This window comes from Synechococcus sp. KORDI-49 (genome assembly GCF_000737575.1).
GTDB lineage: Bacteria > Cyanobacteriota > Cyanobacteriia > PCC-6307 > Cyanobiaceae > Parasynechococcus.
In genome coordinates this window covers 1,146,000-1,163,012 of the sequence record NZ_CP006270.1, presented here as the reverse complement: position 1 = coordinate 1,163,012, position 17,013 = coordinate 1,146,000, and the positions used below count along the sequence as shown (strand labels likewise).

Below are 17,013 nucleotides of genomic sequence, written 5' to 3'. Positions count from 1 at the left end.
CTGCGGCGTCCGTTCAGGCGGCATCGGGAAGACCGACCACCTGGGTGTGAGCGCCGCGGGCCTGGGTGACGCCGATCGTGCGCTCGGAGGCGGCAATCATCGGCCGGCGGTGGCTGACCACCATGAACTGGGCGTCCTCGGCCTGTCGCGCGATCAGAGCAGCCAGCCGCTCCACATTCACGCCATCCAGAAAGCTGTCCACCTCATCGAGGGCATAGAAGGGGGAAGGCCGGAACCGCTGCAGGGCAAACAGGAAGCTGAGGGCGGTGAGCGACTTCTCTCCGCCGGACATGGCTGCCAGACGCCGCACCGCCTTGCCCTTGGGATGGGCCACCAGCGTGAGGCCCCCCTCCAGGGGGTCCTCCTGATTCTCAAGCTGCAGATGGCCATCGCCATCGGAGAGGGAGGCGAAGATCTCACGGAAATGCCCATCCACAGCGGTGAAGGCTTCCATGAAGGCGTCCTGACGCAGGGTGGCCACCGTTTCGATCCTCAGCAGCAGTTCCTCCCTTTCGTTGTTGAGCACCTCCAAGCGGTCGTTCAGTTCCGTCAGCCTCTGTTCGAGGGCTTCCAGTTCCTCCAGCGCCAGCATGTTCACCGGCTCCAGGGCCTCCATGCGGGCCTGGATCGCCTGAAGATCCGCCTGCAGCGCTTCCAGGCCGGCCAGACGCAGCGCTTCAGAGATCTCGGGGCGGGGATCGGGCAGGGCCTGTTCCATCTCCTGCAGCCGGATGGCGCCGCTGCGCTGCTCCTCGATCAGCCCGTCGCGCTCCTCCCGCAGGCGCTCGAGGTTCCACTCGGCCTGTTGCAGGGCCTGGCGCTGGCGGGCCACCTCGGCTTCCGCCGCATCGCGGGCCCGGCGCTGGGCTCCAAAGCTCTCCTGCAGCTCCTGCTGCTGCTGAGTCAGCTTCTCGCGCAGCTGCTGCAGGTCCTGCTGCTGCTGTCGCCAGGCTCCATGGGCGCCCGCCAGGGCCTGCACCGCCTCCTGCAGTCGGGTCTCTTCGTTGCTGAGGGTCTGCTGCTGATCACCGAGCCGTTCCAGCGCCAGCTGCCGTTCTCTCCGGGCGTTGAGCAGGGCATCCCGTTCGCTGCGGGCCGCTTCCAGCCGAGCATCGGCGGATTCCAGGTCCTGCTGCAGCTGCTTCCAGGCGGAGGCGTCGTCGTGTCCGTCGCTGCTGCGCTCCGCCGCGTCCAGCTGAGCCAGTTCGCTGCTGAGCGGTGTTAGCTGCTGGGCGATCAGCTCCAGCCGTTCCTGCTGCACCCCGCGGTCCTGCTGCAGGCGGCTGAGCCGCTCCTGACGCTGACGGCTGCGTTCCAGCAGGGGGCCATGGTTGCGACGGGCCGCATTGCGTTCCGCCACCAGGGCCGCCTGGCGCTGTTCCAGATCCCGCAGCGCGGGCCGCTGCTGCTCCACCGCCTGGGAGAGCTTGGCTTCCTCGCGCCGGCAGACCACCAGCGATTCCCCGAGTTCCAGCAGCCGCCGCCGCAGCGGTTCTGCTTCGTCCTGATCGCTGCTGCGACCGAAGCTGAGTCCGCCGCTGCGCTGGGAGAGGCTGCCGCCGGTCATGGCACCGCTCTTTTCCAGCAGTTCTCCCTCCAGCGTCACCGCCCGGGAGCGACCGAGCTGCTGGCGGGCGCTGCCGAGATCGCTGAACACCAGCGTGTCCCCGAAGACGTACGCAAACACCTGGTCGTACACCGGCTCGAAGCGCACCAGCTCGACGGCGCGACCGATCAGGCCCGCTCCAGCGTCCCCTGCACCGGGTCTGGCGCCGCGGGCGAATGCCGCCCCGCCAACACCACCGGGGGCCCGGATCTTGTTGAGCGGCAGGAAGGTGAGCCGGCCGGCGCGACGGCTCTTGAGCAGCTCGATGGCGCGGGCTGCGATGCGGTCGTCCTCCACCACCACCTGGCCGAGGCGGGCCCCGGCGGCCACCTCCAGCGCCAAGCGGTGCCGCTCCTCCACCTCGCCGAGCTGGGCCACCGGGCCGTGGATGCCGTCGAGTCCCGCCTCCAGCAGCAGCCGCAGGGCGCCGGTGCCCCGGCTCTCCTGCAGAGCATCGCGGCGGCTGTCCACCCGTGCGATCTCCCGTTCCAGCCGGGTCTGCTCCTGCTCCAGCCGAGTGCGGGTGCGCTGCTGCACAGCAAGGGAGTCAGCGGCCTGCTGCAGCGCCTGCTTGCCGCTGCTGATGCCCTGCAGCACGGTCTGCCATTCGCTGTCCAGCTGGCTGAGCCGTTCCTGCACCGCCTGTTCATCGGCGCCGTCCTGCTGTTGTTCCCCGCCGAGTTCCTCCAGCCGTTCCGCGTCCTGCCGCAGCCGTTCCTGCAGCTGCTGCTGCTCCTGCAGCAGAGGTGTGAGGCTGCTCTGCAGCTGCTGGCGGCGCTCGGTGCGCTGTTTCTGCTGCTCCAGCCAGGCTCCGGAGCGGCCGGCCACATCGGAGAGGCGGCGGCGGGACATCTCCACAGCGGCTTCAGCGCTGCGGCAGGTGGTCTCCGCTTGCTCCAGGGCCTGCGTGCCGGGGTCCTGCTCCAGCTCCCGCTGTTGCTGAAGCATCTGCTGGCGGCGATTGGCCAGGTCATGGCGCACACCCTGCAGCCGCTGTCCCTCCTCCTGGTGCTGTGTGGCCTGGCGATCCAGTTCGCGGCCGCGGGTCTCCAGTCCGAGCAATTCCGCCTGCACCGCCAGCAGCTGGTCCTCTCCGAGGGCCTTGACCTGCTCCTGCAGGGATTGCAGCTCGCCGGTGGCCTTCCCCAGGGTCTCGCGCGCGCCGGCGATGGCGGTGGCGTCGCGCTGCTCCTGTGCCTCGATCGCCTGTTGGCGGCTGCCGAGATCCCCCAGTGCCTGCCGGGCTGCCTCGAAGGCGAGCACCATCTCCTGCCGACGGCCGAGATGCAGGCGTTCCCGCAGCTCCTGGTACTGGCGGGCCTTGGCGCAGTCCTTCTCCAGCCGCTGACGGCTGGCCAGCAGTTCCTGCTCGATGATCCGGCAGCGGTCCTGCCGTTCCTGCACGTCATCGAGCTTGCGGCGGGTCTGCTCGATGCGGGTGTCGAACAGGGCGACACCGGCGAGTTCATCGATCAGTCCGCGCCGGTCGCGGTTGCTCATCGACACGATGCGGGTCACGTCCCCCTGCATCACCACGTTGCTGCCTTCCGGATCGATGCGCAGCCGGCGCAGCTGGGTCTGCAGCTGCTGCAGGTTGCAGGCCACCCCATCAGCGCTGTAGCTGGAGCTGTAGGAGCCCCCCGGCATCACCCGCAGTTTTCGGGTGACGGTCCATTCGGTCTGATCCGGGCGGATCCAGGGCCCCTCCTCCGGCGGCTCCAGACCCTCTTCGGCAGCGTCGGGGCTCCAGTCGCTGAGATCGAAGCGCACGCTCACGGTGGTCTCGGCCGACTTGCCGGCCTTGAGCACGCCGCTGTTGACCAGATCCGGCAGACGGTCGGCGCGCATGCCGCGGCTCGTCGCCAGGCCGAGGCAGAACAGAACGCCGTCAAGGATGTTGCTCTTGCCGGATCCGTTCGGCCCGGTGACCACGGTGAATCCCTGCTCCAGCGGGATCGTCATCGCCCCGCCGAAGGATTTGAACTGTGTCAGCCCGACCTGATTGATATGAACCAACAGGGTTTCGGGCTTTCAGCGAGCCGAAAGTAGCGGAGCTGTCCGAAAGCTCAAGGGGGCGTCAGCGAGCAGCGTCCTGCCGTGATCCGCAGCTGTCCTCTCAACGCGCCATCCACCAGGTCGAGCTGCACGGCCGCGTCGGGATCGGCGGGCAGGGTTCCCCGGTAGCGGCCGGCCATCACCCGTTCCGCCCAGCCCCGGTCTCCGGAGACGGCAGCGCTCCGGGGCTCCAGCCAAACCCGCCGGTGGGGAGCCAGAGGGGTGGCCTCCTGGGAGGTTCCGTTCAGGGGGGGAATGTCGGGCAGCCGCCAGCTGCGGCAGGTCTCGCCGTCCTCCAGGAGCAGGTCGTAGTGGCAGCCGCTGGGGTCGTCCGGGGCACCGGTGTGGCGCAACAGGCTGTAGCGGAGCAGGGGCGTCATGGGATCGCTCATCACCTCGGCGTCGTGGCGGTCAGCCGGCGGACCAGATCCCGGCTTTCCCACTCCACCCGCCAGCGCGGCCAACGTCCAAGCGGTGCCTGTGCGGATGGTGGATCGGCCGGAAACAGCTCGGCCCAGCTGGCAAGACCCCAGACAGCCTGGGCGAAGCGGTCGTTCATCGGCCGGTAGTGATCCCGGATGCGCTGGTAGAGCTCAGGCGTCAAACCGTTGAAGCGGTCCCGCTCCCAGCCATATCGCCGGGAGCGGCGCAGCAGGGCATGGGTGGCACCGCGTCTTGCCGTCTTGCTTGAGAGCCGGATGCCGCGGGCCTGCAGATGCTCCTGCACGCGGATTGATGTCGCCACCGCCAGGCGTCCGGACTGGGAATTCTCCGGGGCGATGGGCTGCCAGTCCGCCGCTGCGGGACCACCGACGATCTCGATGAGTTGCAGGAAGGGGTCGCCGCTGCAGTGGCCGCCGTAGGGCAGAAAGCGGGCCTCGAGCTGCGCGTGGTGCCGGATCCAGCCGAAGAGACGCTCCGGGTCGCATTGCCCACGGGGATGCCGGTGGTTCATCACCGCCTCGGCGTAGGCCTCGAACGGGCAGTGCAAGGCGAAATTGCGGATGTGCTGGGCGTAGTGGGAATTCAGGTAGCCCGGTTGATCGCGCAGGAAGGCGACCAGGGTGATCTCGCAACCATGGCGCTGGAACTGACGCACCAGCCAGTCACCGATGCATTCCTCGGGTCGCTCGTCGCGGGGCTGAGCCAGCAGATGGCTGAGCACCTCATTGGAGATCAGCAGATAGGCGTTGCGGTCCCTGGCCTGCTTCAACCTTGTCTTCCAGGGCTTGAAGTCGCTTCTGCGGGCAGCGATCTTGAGCCGGTTCTTGCTGTCGTCATCGAATCGGATGCCGTGCTGCCGGAGCAGGGGCTGATTCGCCTGAAGCCGTTTCTGGATGTAAGTGGAGGCGGTCTTGTGCATGCCGATGTGCAACACCACCCGGGTCATCGCTTCGTTCCCCATCCATGACCTGAGGTGAGTCTCGCAAGGCTGCAGCTGGTCTGATCGGCCAGCGTCCCTAACCTGAGAACACCTGATCCCTCAGACCTCATGGATGCGCCCTCGTCGCGGTCCAACGGCACGTCCGAGCATCGTTTCCGTGAGCGGTTCGAGAGCCTTCTGCCCACGATTCAGAAGCGCTGGCCTGATCTGGCGCATCACACTCTGGAGGCGACCCGGGGAAGCATGGATGAGGTGGTGCGCCTGATCGAGAAAAACACCGGCCTGACGCCTGAGGGTGTGCGGGAACAGCTGGAGGAGCTGATGCAGGCGGCTGAAGAGCATGGCCGCACCCTGGCGGACAACCTCGACCCCCTTGAGCAGCAGTTGGAGCAGCTGCTGGATGAACTCAACAGCACCCTGCGTCCGCGCATCGAGAAGCCGGTGCGTCAGCGGCCGCTGCTGGCCGTGGGTGTTGCTCTGGGCGTGGGAGTGCTGATCGGCACGATGCTCAGCGGTGGTCGGCGGGATCGATGAGCGACACGCAACGCCCCCGTGGGCTCGGTGCAGCGGCCCGGGCCACGGCTCTGGCGGCCTCGGTGATGGACCTGCATGTGCGCATGGCTCTGCAGGAGGTGGATCGCGAGAAGCGCCGGTTGATCAGCGGCGGTCTGTTTCTCGCGACAGGTGGCGTCGCGATGCTCATCGCCATGGCGGCCGGTGAGGTGGCTCTCGTGCTCTGGATTCAGCAGGCCTGGGAGCTTTCGCTGATGCAGGCGCTGCTGGCGCTGGCGGTGGCGAACCTGGTGCTGGCGGGCATCAGTCTCAGGATCGGTGGTCAGGTGCTCAAGGGTCCTTTCCTGCCTCAGACCCTCGAGGGAATCATGAAGACGGTGCGGGCGCTGCTGGGGCGCTGAATCAGCGGATTGCGTACTGCAACCAGCGGCAGTCAATGCCGCCGTTGCTCACCGGAATGCGTCGGCTCGCCTTCATGCGCAGGGCTCCAGTGAGGTTGGCGTTGCCGCTGAGCAGCCACAGCTGCCAGCCTGAGGCCTGGCTGCGGGTGAACCGCCCCAGTGCGCCGTAGAGCTGTTCGAGATCGGCCTCATGCCCGATGCGCTGGCCGTAGGGCGGGTTGCAGACCAGCACGCCCGGGCCTGGCGGCAGCTGCTGGCCTTCGAAGCTGCCGCTGCGGATCTCGATCAGCCCCTGGAGCCCGGCGGCCCGGACGTTGTCACGCGCCTGGTCAGCGATGTCGGGATCCTGCTCAAACCCGAGCAGCGCCGGCAGTTCAGCATCGGGTCGTTTCCGTCCGCGGGCCCGGGTTTGTTCCCGCTGCCAGAGATCGGGATTGAAATCCGCCCAGCCCTCGAGGGCAAAGGGGCGGTTGAGCCCGGGGGCCATCTCAAGCGCCGTGGTGGCGGCCTCGATCAGCAGCGTCGCCGATCCGCAACAGGGATCCACCAGAGGAACACGGCCATCCCAGCCCGTGAGCTGAATCAGTCCGGCGGCCAGGTTCTCCTTCAACGGAGCTGCTCCCATGGCAGCCCGATAGCCGCGGCGATGCAGGCTGCCGCCACTGCCATCGAGACTCAAGACGGCTTCACCGCGCGCCAGATGCAGATGCAGGGCCAGGTCCGGCGCATCGAGATCGATCGACGAGCGTTTTCCCCAGATGTCTCGTTGTCGGTCCACCAGGGCGTTCTTCACCTGAAGAGCGGAATAGTGGCTGTGATTCAGCCCCGGGGTGATGCCGGTGACATCCACCCGGAAGGTCTGGGATGGGTGCAGCCAGCGTTCCCAGTCCAGACAGTGCTGAATGCCGTCATACAGCTCGTCTCGACTGCAGCAGGGAAAGCGTCCCATCTCCCGCAGCAGCCGGAAGGGCAGGCGTGCCTGCAGATGCAGCCTGTAGAGACAGGCCATGTCGGCTTCGAAAGCGGCGGCGCGGCGCAGCGGCCGCACCGATCCGGCCCCGAGACGTTCCAGTTCAATGCTGCCGGCCTCTTCAAGGCCCTGGGGCAGAACCGCCACCCCGGGCATCCGGTTCTCACGACCCAAAGGTGGTTGTGCTCCAGGTCACCACTGCTGACAGAATGGCAGCGTCCGGTTCTCCGGACTAGGTGATCCACACCAGTGTTTCGGACAGCGGTTCGATTCCGCTCAGCTCCATTCCCCCATCCCGGGGCTGCAATGGTTTCGACGGGGCATGAGGAGGGTGACTGAAGCCTGCTCGGTGAGAGCAAACCCGTAACTGCGAACAACATCGTTCGTTTCTCCCGTCAAGCAGCCCCTGTTGCTGCCTGACCCTTAGGGGAGATGGGGTGAAGTCAGCCTTATCACCCAACTGACTCATGGGGGCTGGAAGGCCCCTTCAACCTTGGAACCGATGGCAGCGCCACCGTTTGTGAACAGAGGCGGCCAGACTCAACCGCATGCCAAACAAGGACGGCGCCACCAACGACCCTCCGGAGAAATCCGGTGGAGAAGGTTGGCTGGTGAGTGTTGACCAGCAGAAGGTCGTTCAGTTCAAGTCCGACACGCCAACCGCCCATGGTCAGTGGGTGATCCTGCGGACCTTTCACTGGCGGCCGCCTGACTACCCGATCCCCGAGACACGTCGGCGGATGCTTCGGCACAACGCCATCGAAGCCTGGGAGACGATGTTGAAAACAGGCTGGCGGAAGTGCTCGCCGCCGGTGCGATGACGATCACTCGGCTGTTGATTGCATGTCTCGAGTGACGCATTCCCTGAGTTGAGCCTCCTTTGTCGGGACCAGGTGGTGGGAGCTGACCCAACCGGTGGCGCAGATCTGATCGGCACAGACTCTGACCTCAACAGTGCCGCAGGGAAGGTTGGTCAACTGGGTCGTCATCTCAAGGCTCCGATTGGATTGATTGCAGCGTCTCAACGAGGCTTGGCAACCCTTCGATGACTCACTGGAGCAAGAGTTGTGTCAGGCAGCAGTCTGCTGATCACTGGTGCTGCGAAGGGCTTCCTCCTGCAACTGCTGAACGGCGCAGAGCGCTTCGTGAGCGGCCCACCCGTGGCGGTTCATCAGCTCCTCCACGAGGTAGTCGGGTGAGTTGGAGATTCGTGAATTCAGTTCAGCGACAGCCCTGTCATCGCGGGCAAGTGCAAGGAGACGAAGCGATCGGAGTTGCTGGACGTTGATCTGTTTCATGCCAGCACTCTGCATGTCGGCTGAATCTGGCTGTCGTTCCCCCCGTCTGTGATCAGGCACAACAGATCCAACATCAGACGGGTCGGGCTCAGAAGGCAATGAGCGTTAAGGCTGATTGCCGGGGTGCGTGTCCGCTGACGAGAGTGTGTCCATCGAGATCGGAGGCGTCCATGCGAGACGACGGTCCAACCGAGCAGGTCTTAGAAGTCGCCTGACTTTTAGGTCCCTGCTCCAACAGTTTCCACCCAACCGTGGGCTGCTCGTCTTTGACGACTCTCCTCAGCACCGTTCACAGGTGCCCCGCGGGAGACCAGCCCCACACCTGGACGTCAAGGCCCCAGGCACCTGAAAGCCCGACACTTCGCCCTGCGCCAGCAATGGCATGCGGCATGGCCCCTGTTCCCGTCATCACAGGGGTGTCGGAAGCGAGCAATAAGAGAGGTCACCCCATTCCTGTCGTAGGTGGGCTGGCCTCTCAACCCCTGATCCATTCACGGGTTGAGCAATGCACAAACGAGCGAGCTAGGCCGTCTCTCCAGCGGGAGGGGCGGCCTTCCTCTTTCTTGGACCGGCGTCATCCCGTGAACGATGGCAATGCTTAGTTCTCGCCTTTCAAGCGCTGCCAATGAAGTGGAAGCGCCCACCAGATGAAGGCTTCTTTTTTGTTGATGGTTCCTTCCCGTGCGCAACTGGCCTCCACGTCTTGCTGTTGTGCGAATGTCAATTCATCGAGTTGTTCCAGTTTGGAATATTCGCAGTAACAGTGAGCAGTCGCCAGATCCTCCATCAACTCTGCAACTTCACCCCACATTCTTAACTGAATGTCCATGCAAGAAGCATGATAAACCGAGTATTCAGGCAGGATGATCTCTGACTTGTCGTCAGAGATTTCAATGGCCTTCTCGTTGTCGAGACCCCCTCCGTCAAAGGCTTTCACAGGGCTTGTTAATCCCAGTGGAAGCAGCAGCAGTAGCGCAAGCCATCGTTTCACAGTTAAGGGTCCGCGAAGCATCAGCGCGTTGTCGTGTGAGCTGAAGGCAACCGATCGAATGATCAATGCTTTTGTTCGTGTGAAAGTGTGCCGCTTAATACCTTAAAGGTGCGAAAGCGATGCGGCGAACACATCAGCATCGAAAGCAGGATGACTACCATGAAATTGTAAAGAGGTAATTCCTGTGCCTTCTTCAAGTAATTCGCTTCGATTTTCGTTTGACTATCTGAACAAGGGAAATCTTGATTATGTCTATCAACACCTCAATCGACTGCTGGATGAGGGCAGGCTTGATGATGCCAGGGCATTCGAAAGTGAGTTTGAGGACCATGTAGAGACCAGGTATTTCTCCAAATGATTATTGGTTCCCTAAAGGAATCAGGTGATACTACAAATGACAGCCTCTTCGGCGAAGCTATGTCAGTCTGAAGTCTTGTTCATGAGAAGCCTTCACCGCAATTTCCATTTTTCGTTTGAAGGGCCAAGCCGGATCACGCACGGAATCATTCTGGAGAGAATTATCGATCTCATCAACGAAGAGAGATATGGCGATGCAGATGCGTTGGAGCGTGAGTTTGTGGAATTGGCAGACTATGAGTGACCTTCAGGCGCTGAGGTAAATCTTTCTACCCTTTTCGTTGAACCGATACTTGCCTCCTTTGGGGCCAACATAAACGGTTAACGTGTCGATTGTCGGCGTTGATTTGTCGGCTTTGAACGCAGGAGATGTCGCTTCCATCGCTGCGCTCATGGGTTGCGGCTGAGCATTCCGCTGGATCACCTCAGCAAACCATTTTGGGAAATCCATTGATGAACAGCAATATGATGCGCCGAAAATAACGAATGCTTTCCTGTTGTCAATCCTTGCGCTCCTGATCTTTCTGATTCTCTTAATCACTCCAGTGCGAACTTGATGCGGTCTGTCTTTGTTCGCCTTTCTGGTTTTGCTCAGCTCTGTTTGCACTGTTCTTCGCGCTCAAGTCGTTCTGTCGTGATTCGAGTCAGCCCCTTTCCATGAATGTCGTCTCGAAATCTCCCGTAACCAACAATCTTCTCAGTTTTTCTATGGATTGCGATTTCGTTTTGGTAGATCTGGTCTGATCGTTCCATGCAGTGTCCATGGAAGAAGATGGCAGGCAAGCTCTCTTCGGGGACCTCCGGAATGACAGCATCGAATCCTTCTCTTGAGCCTAGATACAAGGCTGCTGCACAAGCCAGCAGGATCAACGGCGGCAAGTATTCAAGTTTCGACAGTGACCTTCCGAAGCCAGATCGTGAGCGCCGTCTGCTGACGCTGTCTTCTTCTTGGTGCTCAGAGAGAGGGATAGGCGTTGGCGACGCCCCAGAGCACCAGTGCAGTGATCGAAGCGAAGACCACGGCAGTCCATGCTGCGAGATCTGAGGAATTGGCCTGGCTCTTCGGGAGTTGAAGTCTGCGTGCCATCGGTTGTTGGTGTGATCCCCTTTGTCGTGGCTCACCTCGTGGCCTGAAATCAACGGATGTCTGTGAGCCCTCACCATTCGCGGCTTCAACAGCTGTCTGCAGCACTGGCCAAGGCAACGGGCAAACCCGAGGCCTATGGGATGTCCCTGTTTGAAGGAGGCGTCCCCATGAGAACGCGATCGGGATTCCCCTTGGGGATGGAATGGCCGCACCTTGGGGTGAGGTCCGTTCCGATCATGCCGTTGGCTTTGCAGCAGCCTTGGATTTCTCCAGCTGCCGCATGATGAAATCCCGGTATTGGCTGGCCAATTCACTGAAGCCCTGCTCCACCAGGCCGGCAACAACATCAACGGCGTCTGTTTCCGTTTCAGGGATCAGCATCACCCCACGTTTGCGGCCCAGGATCATCTCCTGAATGAGAGGTTGCATTTTGCGTGGCGTGCCGGATGGGTCCTCCAGCACTTCAGCAGCAGGAATGAAACGAGATCGATGTTGATCATTGGAGTTGATCTGAGCCACGAAGCAATACAGATGTTTATCGACTGTCACCAGCCCTCGGAATTCAGACTGTTGTTCAGTGGCATCAACGCAGCAGTATTGATTGCCTTCCCACGGTGATTTCCCGTCAAAGCCTCGGATCTCCTCCACAGCGGCGTCCGCTCCGAATGACTCGTGCGCCAGAACGTCGATCAACCTCGTGCAGAAGCCGGCTTTATCGGTCATGGTCTAAGGGAAGCGTCGTTAACCCCATCACAGGGTCAGGGTGGGCCTCTGTATCCGTTGCAACATAAAAATAACCCAGGCATGGGCCTGGGTTATTGGATCCGAAGCCGCTGAAAGGCTGGAGTCGTCAATCACTTGACGTAGTTGATGCCTCGGTAGGTCAACACGATGTCACTTTGGGCAACCTGTTGTGCAGCCTGTTCCTGTCTTGCCCGGTAGGTCTTGCCCTGATATTTGAGTTCAACGTTTGGAGCAACGCGCAGGTCTGAGTTTTTGGTGTAGGTGTTGCCAAGAAACGTCAGCTGCATCATGAAGTTGAGAATTCATGAGTACATTTGCCCAGCTCTTCTGAATTAGCAACGTTCCTGGCGGCACAAAGTTATGGAGAAAATCTAAATTAGTTCGCTGGGCTACAGGATCCGGTGGAGTGCAGTGTCCTTGGTTGTCCTGTCTCCAATCTCAGCGGCGATCGATTCAATCGCTGTATGTCACCGTGCACTGGTAGCGGGTGTCGGCTGCCACATCAATGCTCTTGCAGGTGGTGTCCGTCACGGTGGCCCCTTTGGGGACCAGCCGCATGGCTTCCCCCGTTGCGAACATTTCGGTCACTCCCTGAGCCGTGGCTTTGCCTTCATGGGCGGCTGCGTGGCTGCCCATGACAAACATCACCGCCATCGCTGCCAGGAATCGCATGATCAGACCGGAAGGTTGTCAACGTTGGTCAACATCATGGTATCGATCCCTGATCGGCTCAGCTGCTGCGATGCGGGATCTGCAAGCTGGCTTCGTCCGATCGTCGGGTTCGCTGACAGGCCATGGTCAGTGGTCGTCGGAGGCTTGCTGTGGGGCTTGCGTCGAGCTGTTCCCCCAGTGCAATGGCTCTTGCATGCTCGTAATACATGCTGTCGATGTCGCCGGCGACTTCCAGATCGACAGCGATCTTGGCCCAGTAGTTGATTTCGACTTGATCCACAGAGGTTGAAAACAGATGCGGCCATCTCAGCGATGCGTTCGCCTTTGAATTGTTATCGAGGCAACGTTCTGTTGGCGTTGTCAGGGACTCAGCGTTTTTCGGGAGAATGCGGCAGGCTTTCGCTGGAAGCAGGCCTGCCATCGCCTCTACGGATTGGCCCGGAGCTACATGAACTCTCCATGGGTGAAGGCGATTTTTCGAGATGCCGTTTTTGTCATCAGTGATTTTTCGGCTTCGATCGCATCGCTTTCATCACCGGTCTCAATCTGATGAATCTCCTTGAGGGTTTTCAGATAGGCAAGGCAGTGCTGCCGGATCTCCATCAGTTCGAAGTAGCATCCTGCATAACTTGCATTGGCACGCAATTCGTAATCGGGTTTGATCACTGATTCTGTGAACAGATCAAGTGCCCGTTGATACGTTTCGGAGTTGTCAATCATGGTCACGATATTGCTTTGGTCATTCGAAGCAATTCGCTTCCCGGCTTCTGTTTCAAGAGTTACAGCTCATCGGATTGACTGCCGATCTGGAGCGTCATTCGCCTGGGCAGCAGCGCCAGACGCTGATGTTTCCGTTGGCGCTGTTGCGAGCGACACGCTTGCAGACCACGGCGTCGTTGTTCTGGCCGGGGTCGATTGGGCTCATCACCGTGGTGCACTCCGATGCCTGAGACGCAGCGCCGGCAATCAGCATGGTGAGAGCTCCCAGCAGAGTTGCAAGCTTGTTCACGGCACACCGATCAGGTCGCCTTTGAACTTAGACGCGATGCAGGGTTATTTCTGCTTGTAGAGGCTGATCAGTCCATGGTCCTCTCTGGCCTTGCGCGGCACGAGCGGGCATGCCAGGGCGCGGAACGGAGCGTGGGTTCCGTCATGGATCAGGGTTCCCATCGGTTCGGCATGGGCGAGATCCAGTTTCATCAGTGATGAGGTCTCTTAAAAACGGTCTAAATAGGTTTGTCGATGGGCTGCGGTAGCCGTTCTCTCCATTTGCTTCCCTCCGGTTGTCAGGGGCGACCCTTGCGTGGTGACACAACTCCACTGCGCCGGCAGAGTGATACAAGGTTGGGCTTCCGGGGGCCGGTGCTGGAGACCCTCGTCTGCACGCTGGCCCGAAGGGCTTCTCTCGGTTGAGCTGATGGCCATGCAGGAGTGGACGGACGACTTCATCACCAATGCTCAGCAGGACTTGGTGGCGATGGTGAAGGACTGGAAATATGACTACGGTGCCGATGACAGGCATTGCTCCGCGATGTTGCTGTGGATGGTCCTGAAGCTCCATCCAGATGCAGACATTGATCAGAGCTTCCTTTGGTCTGACCCCCCTTCCGATGGACTGACATGACGCTCGGTACGTTTCTGATCCTTTTCCTCATCGGTCTCGCCATGGCATTGACCTTCCAGTTGGCTTGGATGTACTGGATCCTTGCTGCCGCGGGGGCGTGGGTGCTGGTTCAGCTGATCAGAGGGTGAATATCATCGCCGTGATGCATGCGGAGTTTGTGGAATGGGTGCGACTCCCTCATGCCATTGATCTCGAATCTTTGAACGGCCTTGGTGGTGAGTTCAACAGTCGCGACAAAGCTCTTCGCTTCATCGCATCACTGGCAACGCGGCGTCAGCGTTTTGTCTCCAGCGACAGCATGGAACGCACCAATCAGCTGTTCAACCTTTCGATGACCATCCCTGGGGCGGTTTATTTTTTCTCCAAAGGGTGTTGGAATGAGATCAGGCAAGGTCGAGTCACATTGGGTGAACCGACCATCGACATCTGATCGAACGTCGGAAAACGATTGTGATCAGGGTGTGGCCATCAACTGCGGCGAACCCATCCCGGCGATCCTTGAAACCAGTCGCCGATGTCGTCACTGGACCTGTGGAAATGGTCTTCCGTGTCTTGTCCAGCCAGATTCAGGTTCTGCATGAATCCGGACATGGACCCCTGTTCGAGATGTCCTTCCCGTTGGATCGACCGTGCCTTGCGCAGCCAGGAATAGACGGTTGAGTTTCTGTCGGCATATTTCTGCACCAGAATTCTTTCTTTCAGCGAGACCTGCTCACTCCTGGAGAGGCGGGCCAGGATGTCCTGAAGCATCAGGCGGGTTTTCGGACTGAGCATGACAGCCGGGAATCTCGTTGCATGCTGGCGATGCTGAGTACTTTCTGCCGATGATTGCTGAAACCCGGATCGACGAGCTTAATTGGTTATCAAAAGCACGGATTGATGGGTCTTTTGGAATATCTGATACAGAACTGTTTCATCGGCTCACTAATTTTGCGTGGATCCTGCAGACGTTCAAAGCTTGTGATGGTGGGTTCTGGCATAAAACACCAAGCTCACTGTTCAGCTGCTTGAACAAGCCGAGATTGCCCTGCAGCAGCCCTGGTAGCAGGGATAAGAAGATCAGGCTATGCGGGATTACCATGGTTCAACGCGCCAATCGTCATTGCAAGCGAGCGCGGTACCCCCTGGCTGTATCAGCGATGACGGATCAGCTGGCCGCCTGGCGGGGGCCTGACGCGACATCCTGTGCAGACAGGCTCTGATTCACTTCGTCGAGCATCAGATCCAGCAGCTCGATGGCAACCAGTTTCTTTTCCAGTTGAATCGTGGACAGCAATGCGCGGTAAGCGTTCTGCTGGATCAGGGACGGCTGCCCCATGTCCCGGTAACGCCGCTCCAGCAGCTGGCCGAGTCGTTCACGAGGCGATGACTGTGCCACGGGGCCTGGACGATTGCTTACACGATGGTCGGCGGCCTTGCTGTTGAGAAGTGGCGCCTTTACAAATCAAAGTGGAAGAGATGGTGAATTATCGAGCAAACCTTACGTTCAATTCGGTTCCATAATTGATCAGGAAATCGGCTTCTGCTTGATCAGACAGCAGCAGGCAGGTGTGGTGGTTGTAGCCGGTCTGGTAGCAGTACACATCAAGGCCGTCGGGTTGGCGGCGTGAATGCACAACTTCTCCATTGCGTAGAACGTAACGCGTCATGGCCGGACAGTATCGACTTTCTTGCTAATCCTCCTGGGTGGCGCTTCGCCATCTTTGTGATCAGTACCAGATATTGAAGGGATGCTGTTGCTACCGATCTCTGATGGATTTCAGATCCCCCTGGATCAGATCCGATGGGCTTACATCGCCGTAGAACAGATCGAGATCCGTCTGATACAGCGATTGCGCCAGTCGCACCAGCCCAGGATCCTGAAAGTAGTGGCCCACATCGCTGCGGTCGCCGCTACGGCGGATGTTCTTCTTCGGAAGCTTGCCAAGTTCCGGCAGTCCTTCTCTCCTCAGCGTCCGATTCAGGAGATCCCAGTCGTTCTGCATGCTTTCCATCCGCCCGATGAAGCTGGGGACGAGCGTGCCCTCAACGCAGAGGATCATGCTCTGCGGCAGCAGGTGCACATCCAGTGCGGAGGCCGGGGTGTTCGCGGTGCATTCCAGGAAGTCCTGGAAAGGCATGTTGCGATGCAGTCCCATGTCCTGCATCTGAGGCATCAAGGTCTCCAGTTCCAGCAATTTGTTGTTGTAGGCCGACACCAGTCGGTCGTAGGGATTGCGCACAAAGCTGAAGCTGAAATGCGTCCCACGGCGCATCAGGGCTGTCCGCGCCGTGATCATTCTGGTTTCGCCATGGGTGGCCTCAAGCCAGAAACCATCTGAAGTGGAACGGAACCCCTCCTCCGCCTTCTGCTTCAACAGGGTGTGCAGAGCGGCTTTGATCGAAGTGTTCGCCACTTTCGGCACACGTCCGTACAGCAGCGGCAAGGTTTCAAAGGCGATGAAGTGGCGTGGGTTGCGCATTCTTGGGCCTTCCATCGCACACCTCAGAGCGTCCAGTAATCCCGTGGTTTGCCCATGTACTCCAGCATACGTTCAGCATCCGGCTGGATGATTCGGGTCACCTGCTGCCGGACCGATGGCGTCCATTCAGGAACGTCCACATGCCCGCGCCCTTTGGCTCCGGCTTGATTGTCCTTGGGGAGGGATCCATCGGCATCCAGCAGTTTTCTTGTTTTGGGCCGGGCTCCGATGAACTTCAGCATCTTGCGAAGACTGCTTCGCGGTGAATCGAGCAGGTCTTCAAAGGTCATGCAGTAAATCTGTTCGTCAGGGAAGAATTTTCTGTACTGATTCAGGCGTTTGTAATACATCGAACAGCCCACAATCAATGTTCGCAGTCGACGATCACTCATCAAGGCTGAGAAGTCGGCACAGTTGGGATGGCGCCCGGGGCTGCTGTAATGGCGCCATTGCGACACGATGCGCTCCAGAGGATGACGAACGATATAGATCAACTTCACATCAGGCAGGTAGATCGACATCAACTTCGGTGCTTTCCGGAAGCTGCGCAGCTGGCTGGCGTACATCGTGCTGGCTTCGCCGCGAAACTTGATGCCTTCCCCCTTGCGAAATCGTGAGATGTACCAATCCCATCCTTTGGCGTAATTGCGCCCGAAGAACTTCGGTTCCTTGGGTTTGCTGATGAAGATGTCGGGGTGACGCTTCAGTGCGTTGGCGAGCGTGGTTGTGGCCGACTTGGCGGCGCCGATGATGATGAAATTCGGCAGCACAGCTCTGTTTTCATCCACCACTGTCTGATGCCGGAGGTTGATGCCTTCCTTGATGCATTGGTTGATGATCTTTTTCATC

27 protein-coding genes are annotated in these 17,013 nt (G+C 60.2%); 7 read left to right on the top strand and 20 right to left on the bottom strand.

Translation table 11 applies throughout. From position 1 onward, the window contains the following. Positions 1 to 13: 13 nt before the first annotated feature. The 3 genes from smc to KR49_RS06075 are packed head-to-tail and all read right to left on the bottom strand — an operon-like array spanning position 14 to position 5,066. The gene (smc, locus tag KR49_RS06085) at positions 14 to 3,622 is read right to left on the bottom strand and encodes a chromosome segregation protein SMC (RefSeq protein WP_043692887.1); all 3,609 of its coding nucleotides are present in this window, start codon (positions 3,620 to 3,622) and stop codon (positions 14 to 16) included. A 50-nt stretch (positions 3,623 to 3,672) separates the two neighbouring features. Beyond that, positions 3,673 to 4,032: a hypothetical protein gene (locus KR49_RS06080; protein ID WP_043696950.1), complete on the bottom strand. Its 360-nt coding sequence runs from the start codon at positions 4,030 to 4,032 to the stop codon at positions 3,673 to 3,675. A 20-nt stretch (positions 4,033 to 4,052) separates the two neighbouring features. Continuing rightward, entirely contained in the window at positions 4,053 to 5,066 is a 1,014-nt protein-coding gene (locus KR49_RS06075) for a hypothetical protein (protein ID WP_043692882.1), read from the bottom strand. An 87-nt stretch (positions 5,067 to 5,153) separates the two neighbouring features. On the opposite strand from KR49_RS06075, the gene KR49_RS06070 reads away from it, so the two are divergent. Together KR49_RS06070 and KR49_RS06065 are read left to right on the top strand one after the other, a co-directional pair. Then, the gene (locus KR49_RS06070) at positions 5,154 to 5,579 is read left to right on the top strand and encodes a hypothetical protein (RefSeq protein ID WP_043692879.1); all 426 of its coding nucleotides are present in this window, start codon (positions 5,154 to 5,156) and stop codon (positions 5,577 to 5,579) included. Then, positions 5,576 to 5,959, top strand: a complete 384-nt coding sequence (locus tag KR49_RS06065) for a phage holin family protein (protein WP_043692876.1) — start codon at positions 5,576 to 5,578, stop codon at positions 5,957 to 5,959. The genes KR49_RS06070 and KR49_RS06065 overlap by 4 nt, the downstream gene beginning before the upstream one ends. A 1-nt stretch (position 5,960) precedes the next feature. Here the strand turns inward: KR49_RS06065 and KR49_RS06060 are convergent, their stop codons facing one another. After that, positions 5,961 to 7,103 carry a class I SAM-dependent RNA methyltransferase gene (locus KR49_RS06060; RefSeq protein WP_084187985.1) on the bottom strand — a complete coding sequence of 381 codons (1,143 nt, stop codon included), beginning with the start codon at positions 7,101 to 7,103 and terminating at the stop codon, positions 5,961 to 5,963. Positions 7,104 to 7,477: 374 nt separating this feature from the next. Between KR49_RS06060 and KR49_RS06055 the strand changes: the two genes are divergently transcribed. Then, entirely contained in the window at positions 7,478 to 7,750 is a 273-nt protein-coding gene (locus KR49_RS06055) for a DUF1651 domain-containing protein (RefSeq protein WP_043692871.1), read from the top strand. Between the two features lie 249 nt (positions 7,751 to 7,999). Here the strand turns inward: KR49_RS06055 and KR49_RS06050 are convergent, their stop codons facing one another. Together KR49_RS06050 and KR49_RS14395 are read right to left on the bottom strand one after the other, a co-directional pair. Beyond that, positions 8,000 to 8,227: a hypothetical protein gene (locus KR49_RS06050; protein ID WP_253912836.1), complete on the bottom strand. Its 228-nt coding sequence runs from the start codon at positions 8,225 to 8,227 to the stop codon at positions 8,000 to 8,002. A 598-nt stretch (positions 8,228 to 8,825) separates the two neighbouring features. Next, positions 8,826 to 9,239, bottom strand: a complete 414-nt coding sequence (locus KR49_RS14395; protein WP_253912835.1) for a hypothetical protein — start codon at positions 9,237 to 9,239, stop codon at positions 8,826 to 8,828. 418 nt (positions 9,240 to 9,657) lie between these two features. Here KR49_RS14395 and KR49_RS06040 point away from each other — a divergent pair, with 418 nt between their 5' ends. Beyond that, complete coding sequence (locus KR49_RS06040) at positions 9,658 to 9,819, top strand: hypothetical protein (RefSeq protein ID WP_156957130.1); 162 nt, start codon at positions 9,658 to 9,660, stop codon at positions 9,817 to 9,819. Positions 9,820 to 10,166: 347 nt separating this feature from the next. Here the strand turns inward: KR49_RS06040 and KR49_RS06030 are convergent, their stop codons facing one another. The 9 genes from KR49_RS06030 to KR49_RS14275 all read right to left on the bottom strand — a co-directional run bounded on the left by KR49_RS06030 (position 10,167) and on the right by KR49_RS14275 (position 13,278). After that, positions 10,167 to 10,454: a hypothetical protein gene (locus KR49_RS06030; RefSeq protein ID WP_156957129.1), complete on the bottom strand. Its 288-nt coding sequence runs from the start codon at positions 10,452 to 10,454 to the stop codon at positions 10,167 to 10,169. A 76-nt stretch (positions 10,455 to 10,530) separates the two neighbouring features. Beyond that, entirely contained in the window at positions 10,531 to 10,662 is a 132-nt protein-coding gene (locus tag KR49_RS14490) for a hypothetical protein (RefSeq protein ID WP_255475487.1), read from the bottom strand. A gap of 234 nt (positions 10,663 to 10,896) precedes the next feature. Then, complete coding sequence (locus KR49_RS06025) at positions 10,897 to 11,355, bottom strand: hypothetical protein (RefSeq protein ID WP_156957128.1); 459 nt, start codon at positions 11,353 to 11,355, stop codon at positions 10,897 to 10,899. Positions 11,356 to 11,516: 161 nt separating this feature from the next. Further along, a complete protein-coding gene (locus tag KR49_RS06020; RefSeq protein WP_043692853.1) occupies positions 11,517 to 11,696 on the bottom strand; it encodes a DUF4278 domain-containing protein in 180 nt (59 codons plus the stop codon). Between the two features lie 163 nt (positions 11,697 to 11,859). Beyond that, a complete protein-coding gene (locus KR49_RS06015; protein WP_043692848.1) occupies positions 11,860 to 12,078 on the bottom strand; it encodes a hypothetical protein in 219 nt (72 codons plus the stop codon). A 58-nt stretch (positions 12,079 to 12,136) separates the two neighbouring features. Further along, positions 12,137 to 12,358, bottom strand: a complete 222-nt coding sequence (locus tag KR49_RS06010) for a hypothetical protein (RefSeq protein ID WP_043692843.1) — start codon at positions 12,356 to 12,358, stop codon at positions 12,137 to 12,139. 164 nt (positions 12,359 to 12,522) lie between these two features. After that, the gene (locus tag KR49_RS06005) at positions 12,523 to 12,798 is read right to left on the bottom strand and encodes a hypothetical protein (RefSeq protein WP_043692840.1); all 276 of its coding nucleotides are present in this window, start codon (positions 12,796 to 12,798) and stop codon (positions 12,523 to 12,525) included. A gap of 94 nt (positions 12,799 to 12,892) precedes the next feature. Next, the gene (locus KR49_RS06000) at positions 12,893 to 13,087 is read right to left on the bottom strand and encodes a hypothetical protein (RefSeq protein WP_043692837.1); all 195 of its coding nucleotides are present in this window, start codon (positions 13,085 to 13,087) and stop codon (positions 12,893 to 12,895) included. 44 nt (positions 13,088 to 13,131) lie between these two features. Then, positions 13,132 to 13,278: a hypothetical protein gene (locus KR49_RS14275; protein ID WP_173402134.1), complete on the bottom strand. Its 147-nt coding sequence runs from the start codon at positions 13,276 to 13,278 to the stop codon at positions 13,132 to 13,134. Positions 13,279 to 13,495: 217 nt separating this feature from the next. On the opposite strand from KR49_RS14275, the gene KR49_RS05995 reads away from it, so the two are divergent. From KR49_RS05995 to KR49_RS05990, 3 genes are read left to right on the top strand one after another with little or no spacing between them, the layout of a single operon-like run. Beyond that, positions 13,496 to 13,702 (top strand): hypothetical protein, encoded by a 207-nt coding sequence (locus KR49_RS05995; protein WP_371257660.1) that lies wholly within the window; start codon positions 13,496 to 13,498, stop codon positions 13,700 to 13,702. After that, positions 13,699 to 13,830: a hypothetical protein gene (locus KR49_RS14485; RefSeq protein ID WP_256381036.1), complete on the top strand. Its 132-nt coding sequence runs from the start codon at positions 13,699 to 13,701 to the stop codon at positions 13,828 to 13,830. The genes KR49_RS05995 and KR49_RS14485 overlap by 4 nt, the downstream gene beginning before the upstream one ends. Further along, a complete protein-coding gene (locus KR49_RS05990; protein WP_043692834.1) occupies positions 13,827 to 14,132 on the top strand; it encodes a hypothetical protein in 306 nt (101 codons plus the stop codon). Before KR49_RS14485 ends, KR49_RS05990 begins: the two co-directional genes overlap by 4 nt. A 38-nt stretch (positions 14,133 to 14,170) precedes the next feature. Here KR49_RS05990 and KR49_RS05985 read toward each other — a convergent pair whose 3' ends face one another. From KR49_RS05985 to KR49_RS05975, 5 genes are all read right to left on the bottom strand, one after another. Further along, complete coding sequence (locus tag KR49_RS05985; protein WP_043692831.1) at positions 14,171 to 14,476, bottom strand: hypothetical protein; 306 nt, start codon at positions 14,474 to 14,476, stop codon at positions 14,171 to 14,173. A 373-nt stretch (positions 14,477 to 14,849) separates the two neighbouring features. Next, the gene (locus KR49_RS13865; protein WP_156957127.1) at positions 14,850 to 15,080 is read right to left on the bottom strand and encodes a hypothetical protein; all 231 of its coding nucleotides are present in this window, start codon (positions 15,078 to 15,080) and stop codon (positions 14,850 to 14,852) included. 88 nt (positions 15,081 to 15,168) lie between these two features. Continuing rightward, a complete protein-coding gene (locus KR49_RS13860; protein WP_156957126.1) occupies positions 15,169 to 15,351 on the bottom strand; it encodes a hypothetical protein in 183 nt (60 codons plus the stop codon). Between the two features lie 90 nt (positions 15,352 to 15,441). After that, positions 15,442 to 16,179 (bottom strand): sulfotransferase family protein, encoded by a 738-nt coding sequence (locus KR49_RS05980; RefSeq protein ID WP_253912834.1) that lies wholly within the window; start codon positions 16,177 to 16,179, stop codon positions 15,442 to 15,444. Between the two features lie 8 nt (positions 16,180 to 16,187). Next, entirely contained in the window at positions 16,188 to 17,012 is an 825-nt protein-coding gene (locus KR49_RS05975; protein WP_043692825.1) for a sulfotransferase, read from the bottom strand. Position 17,013: the final 1 nt, after the last annotated feature.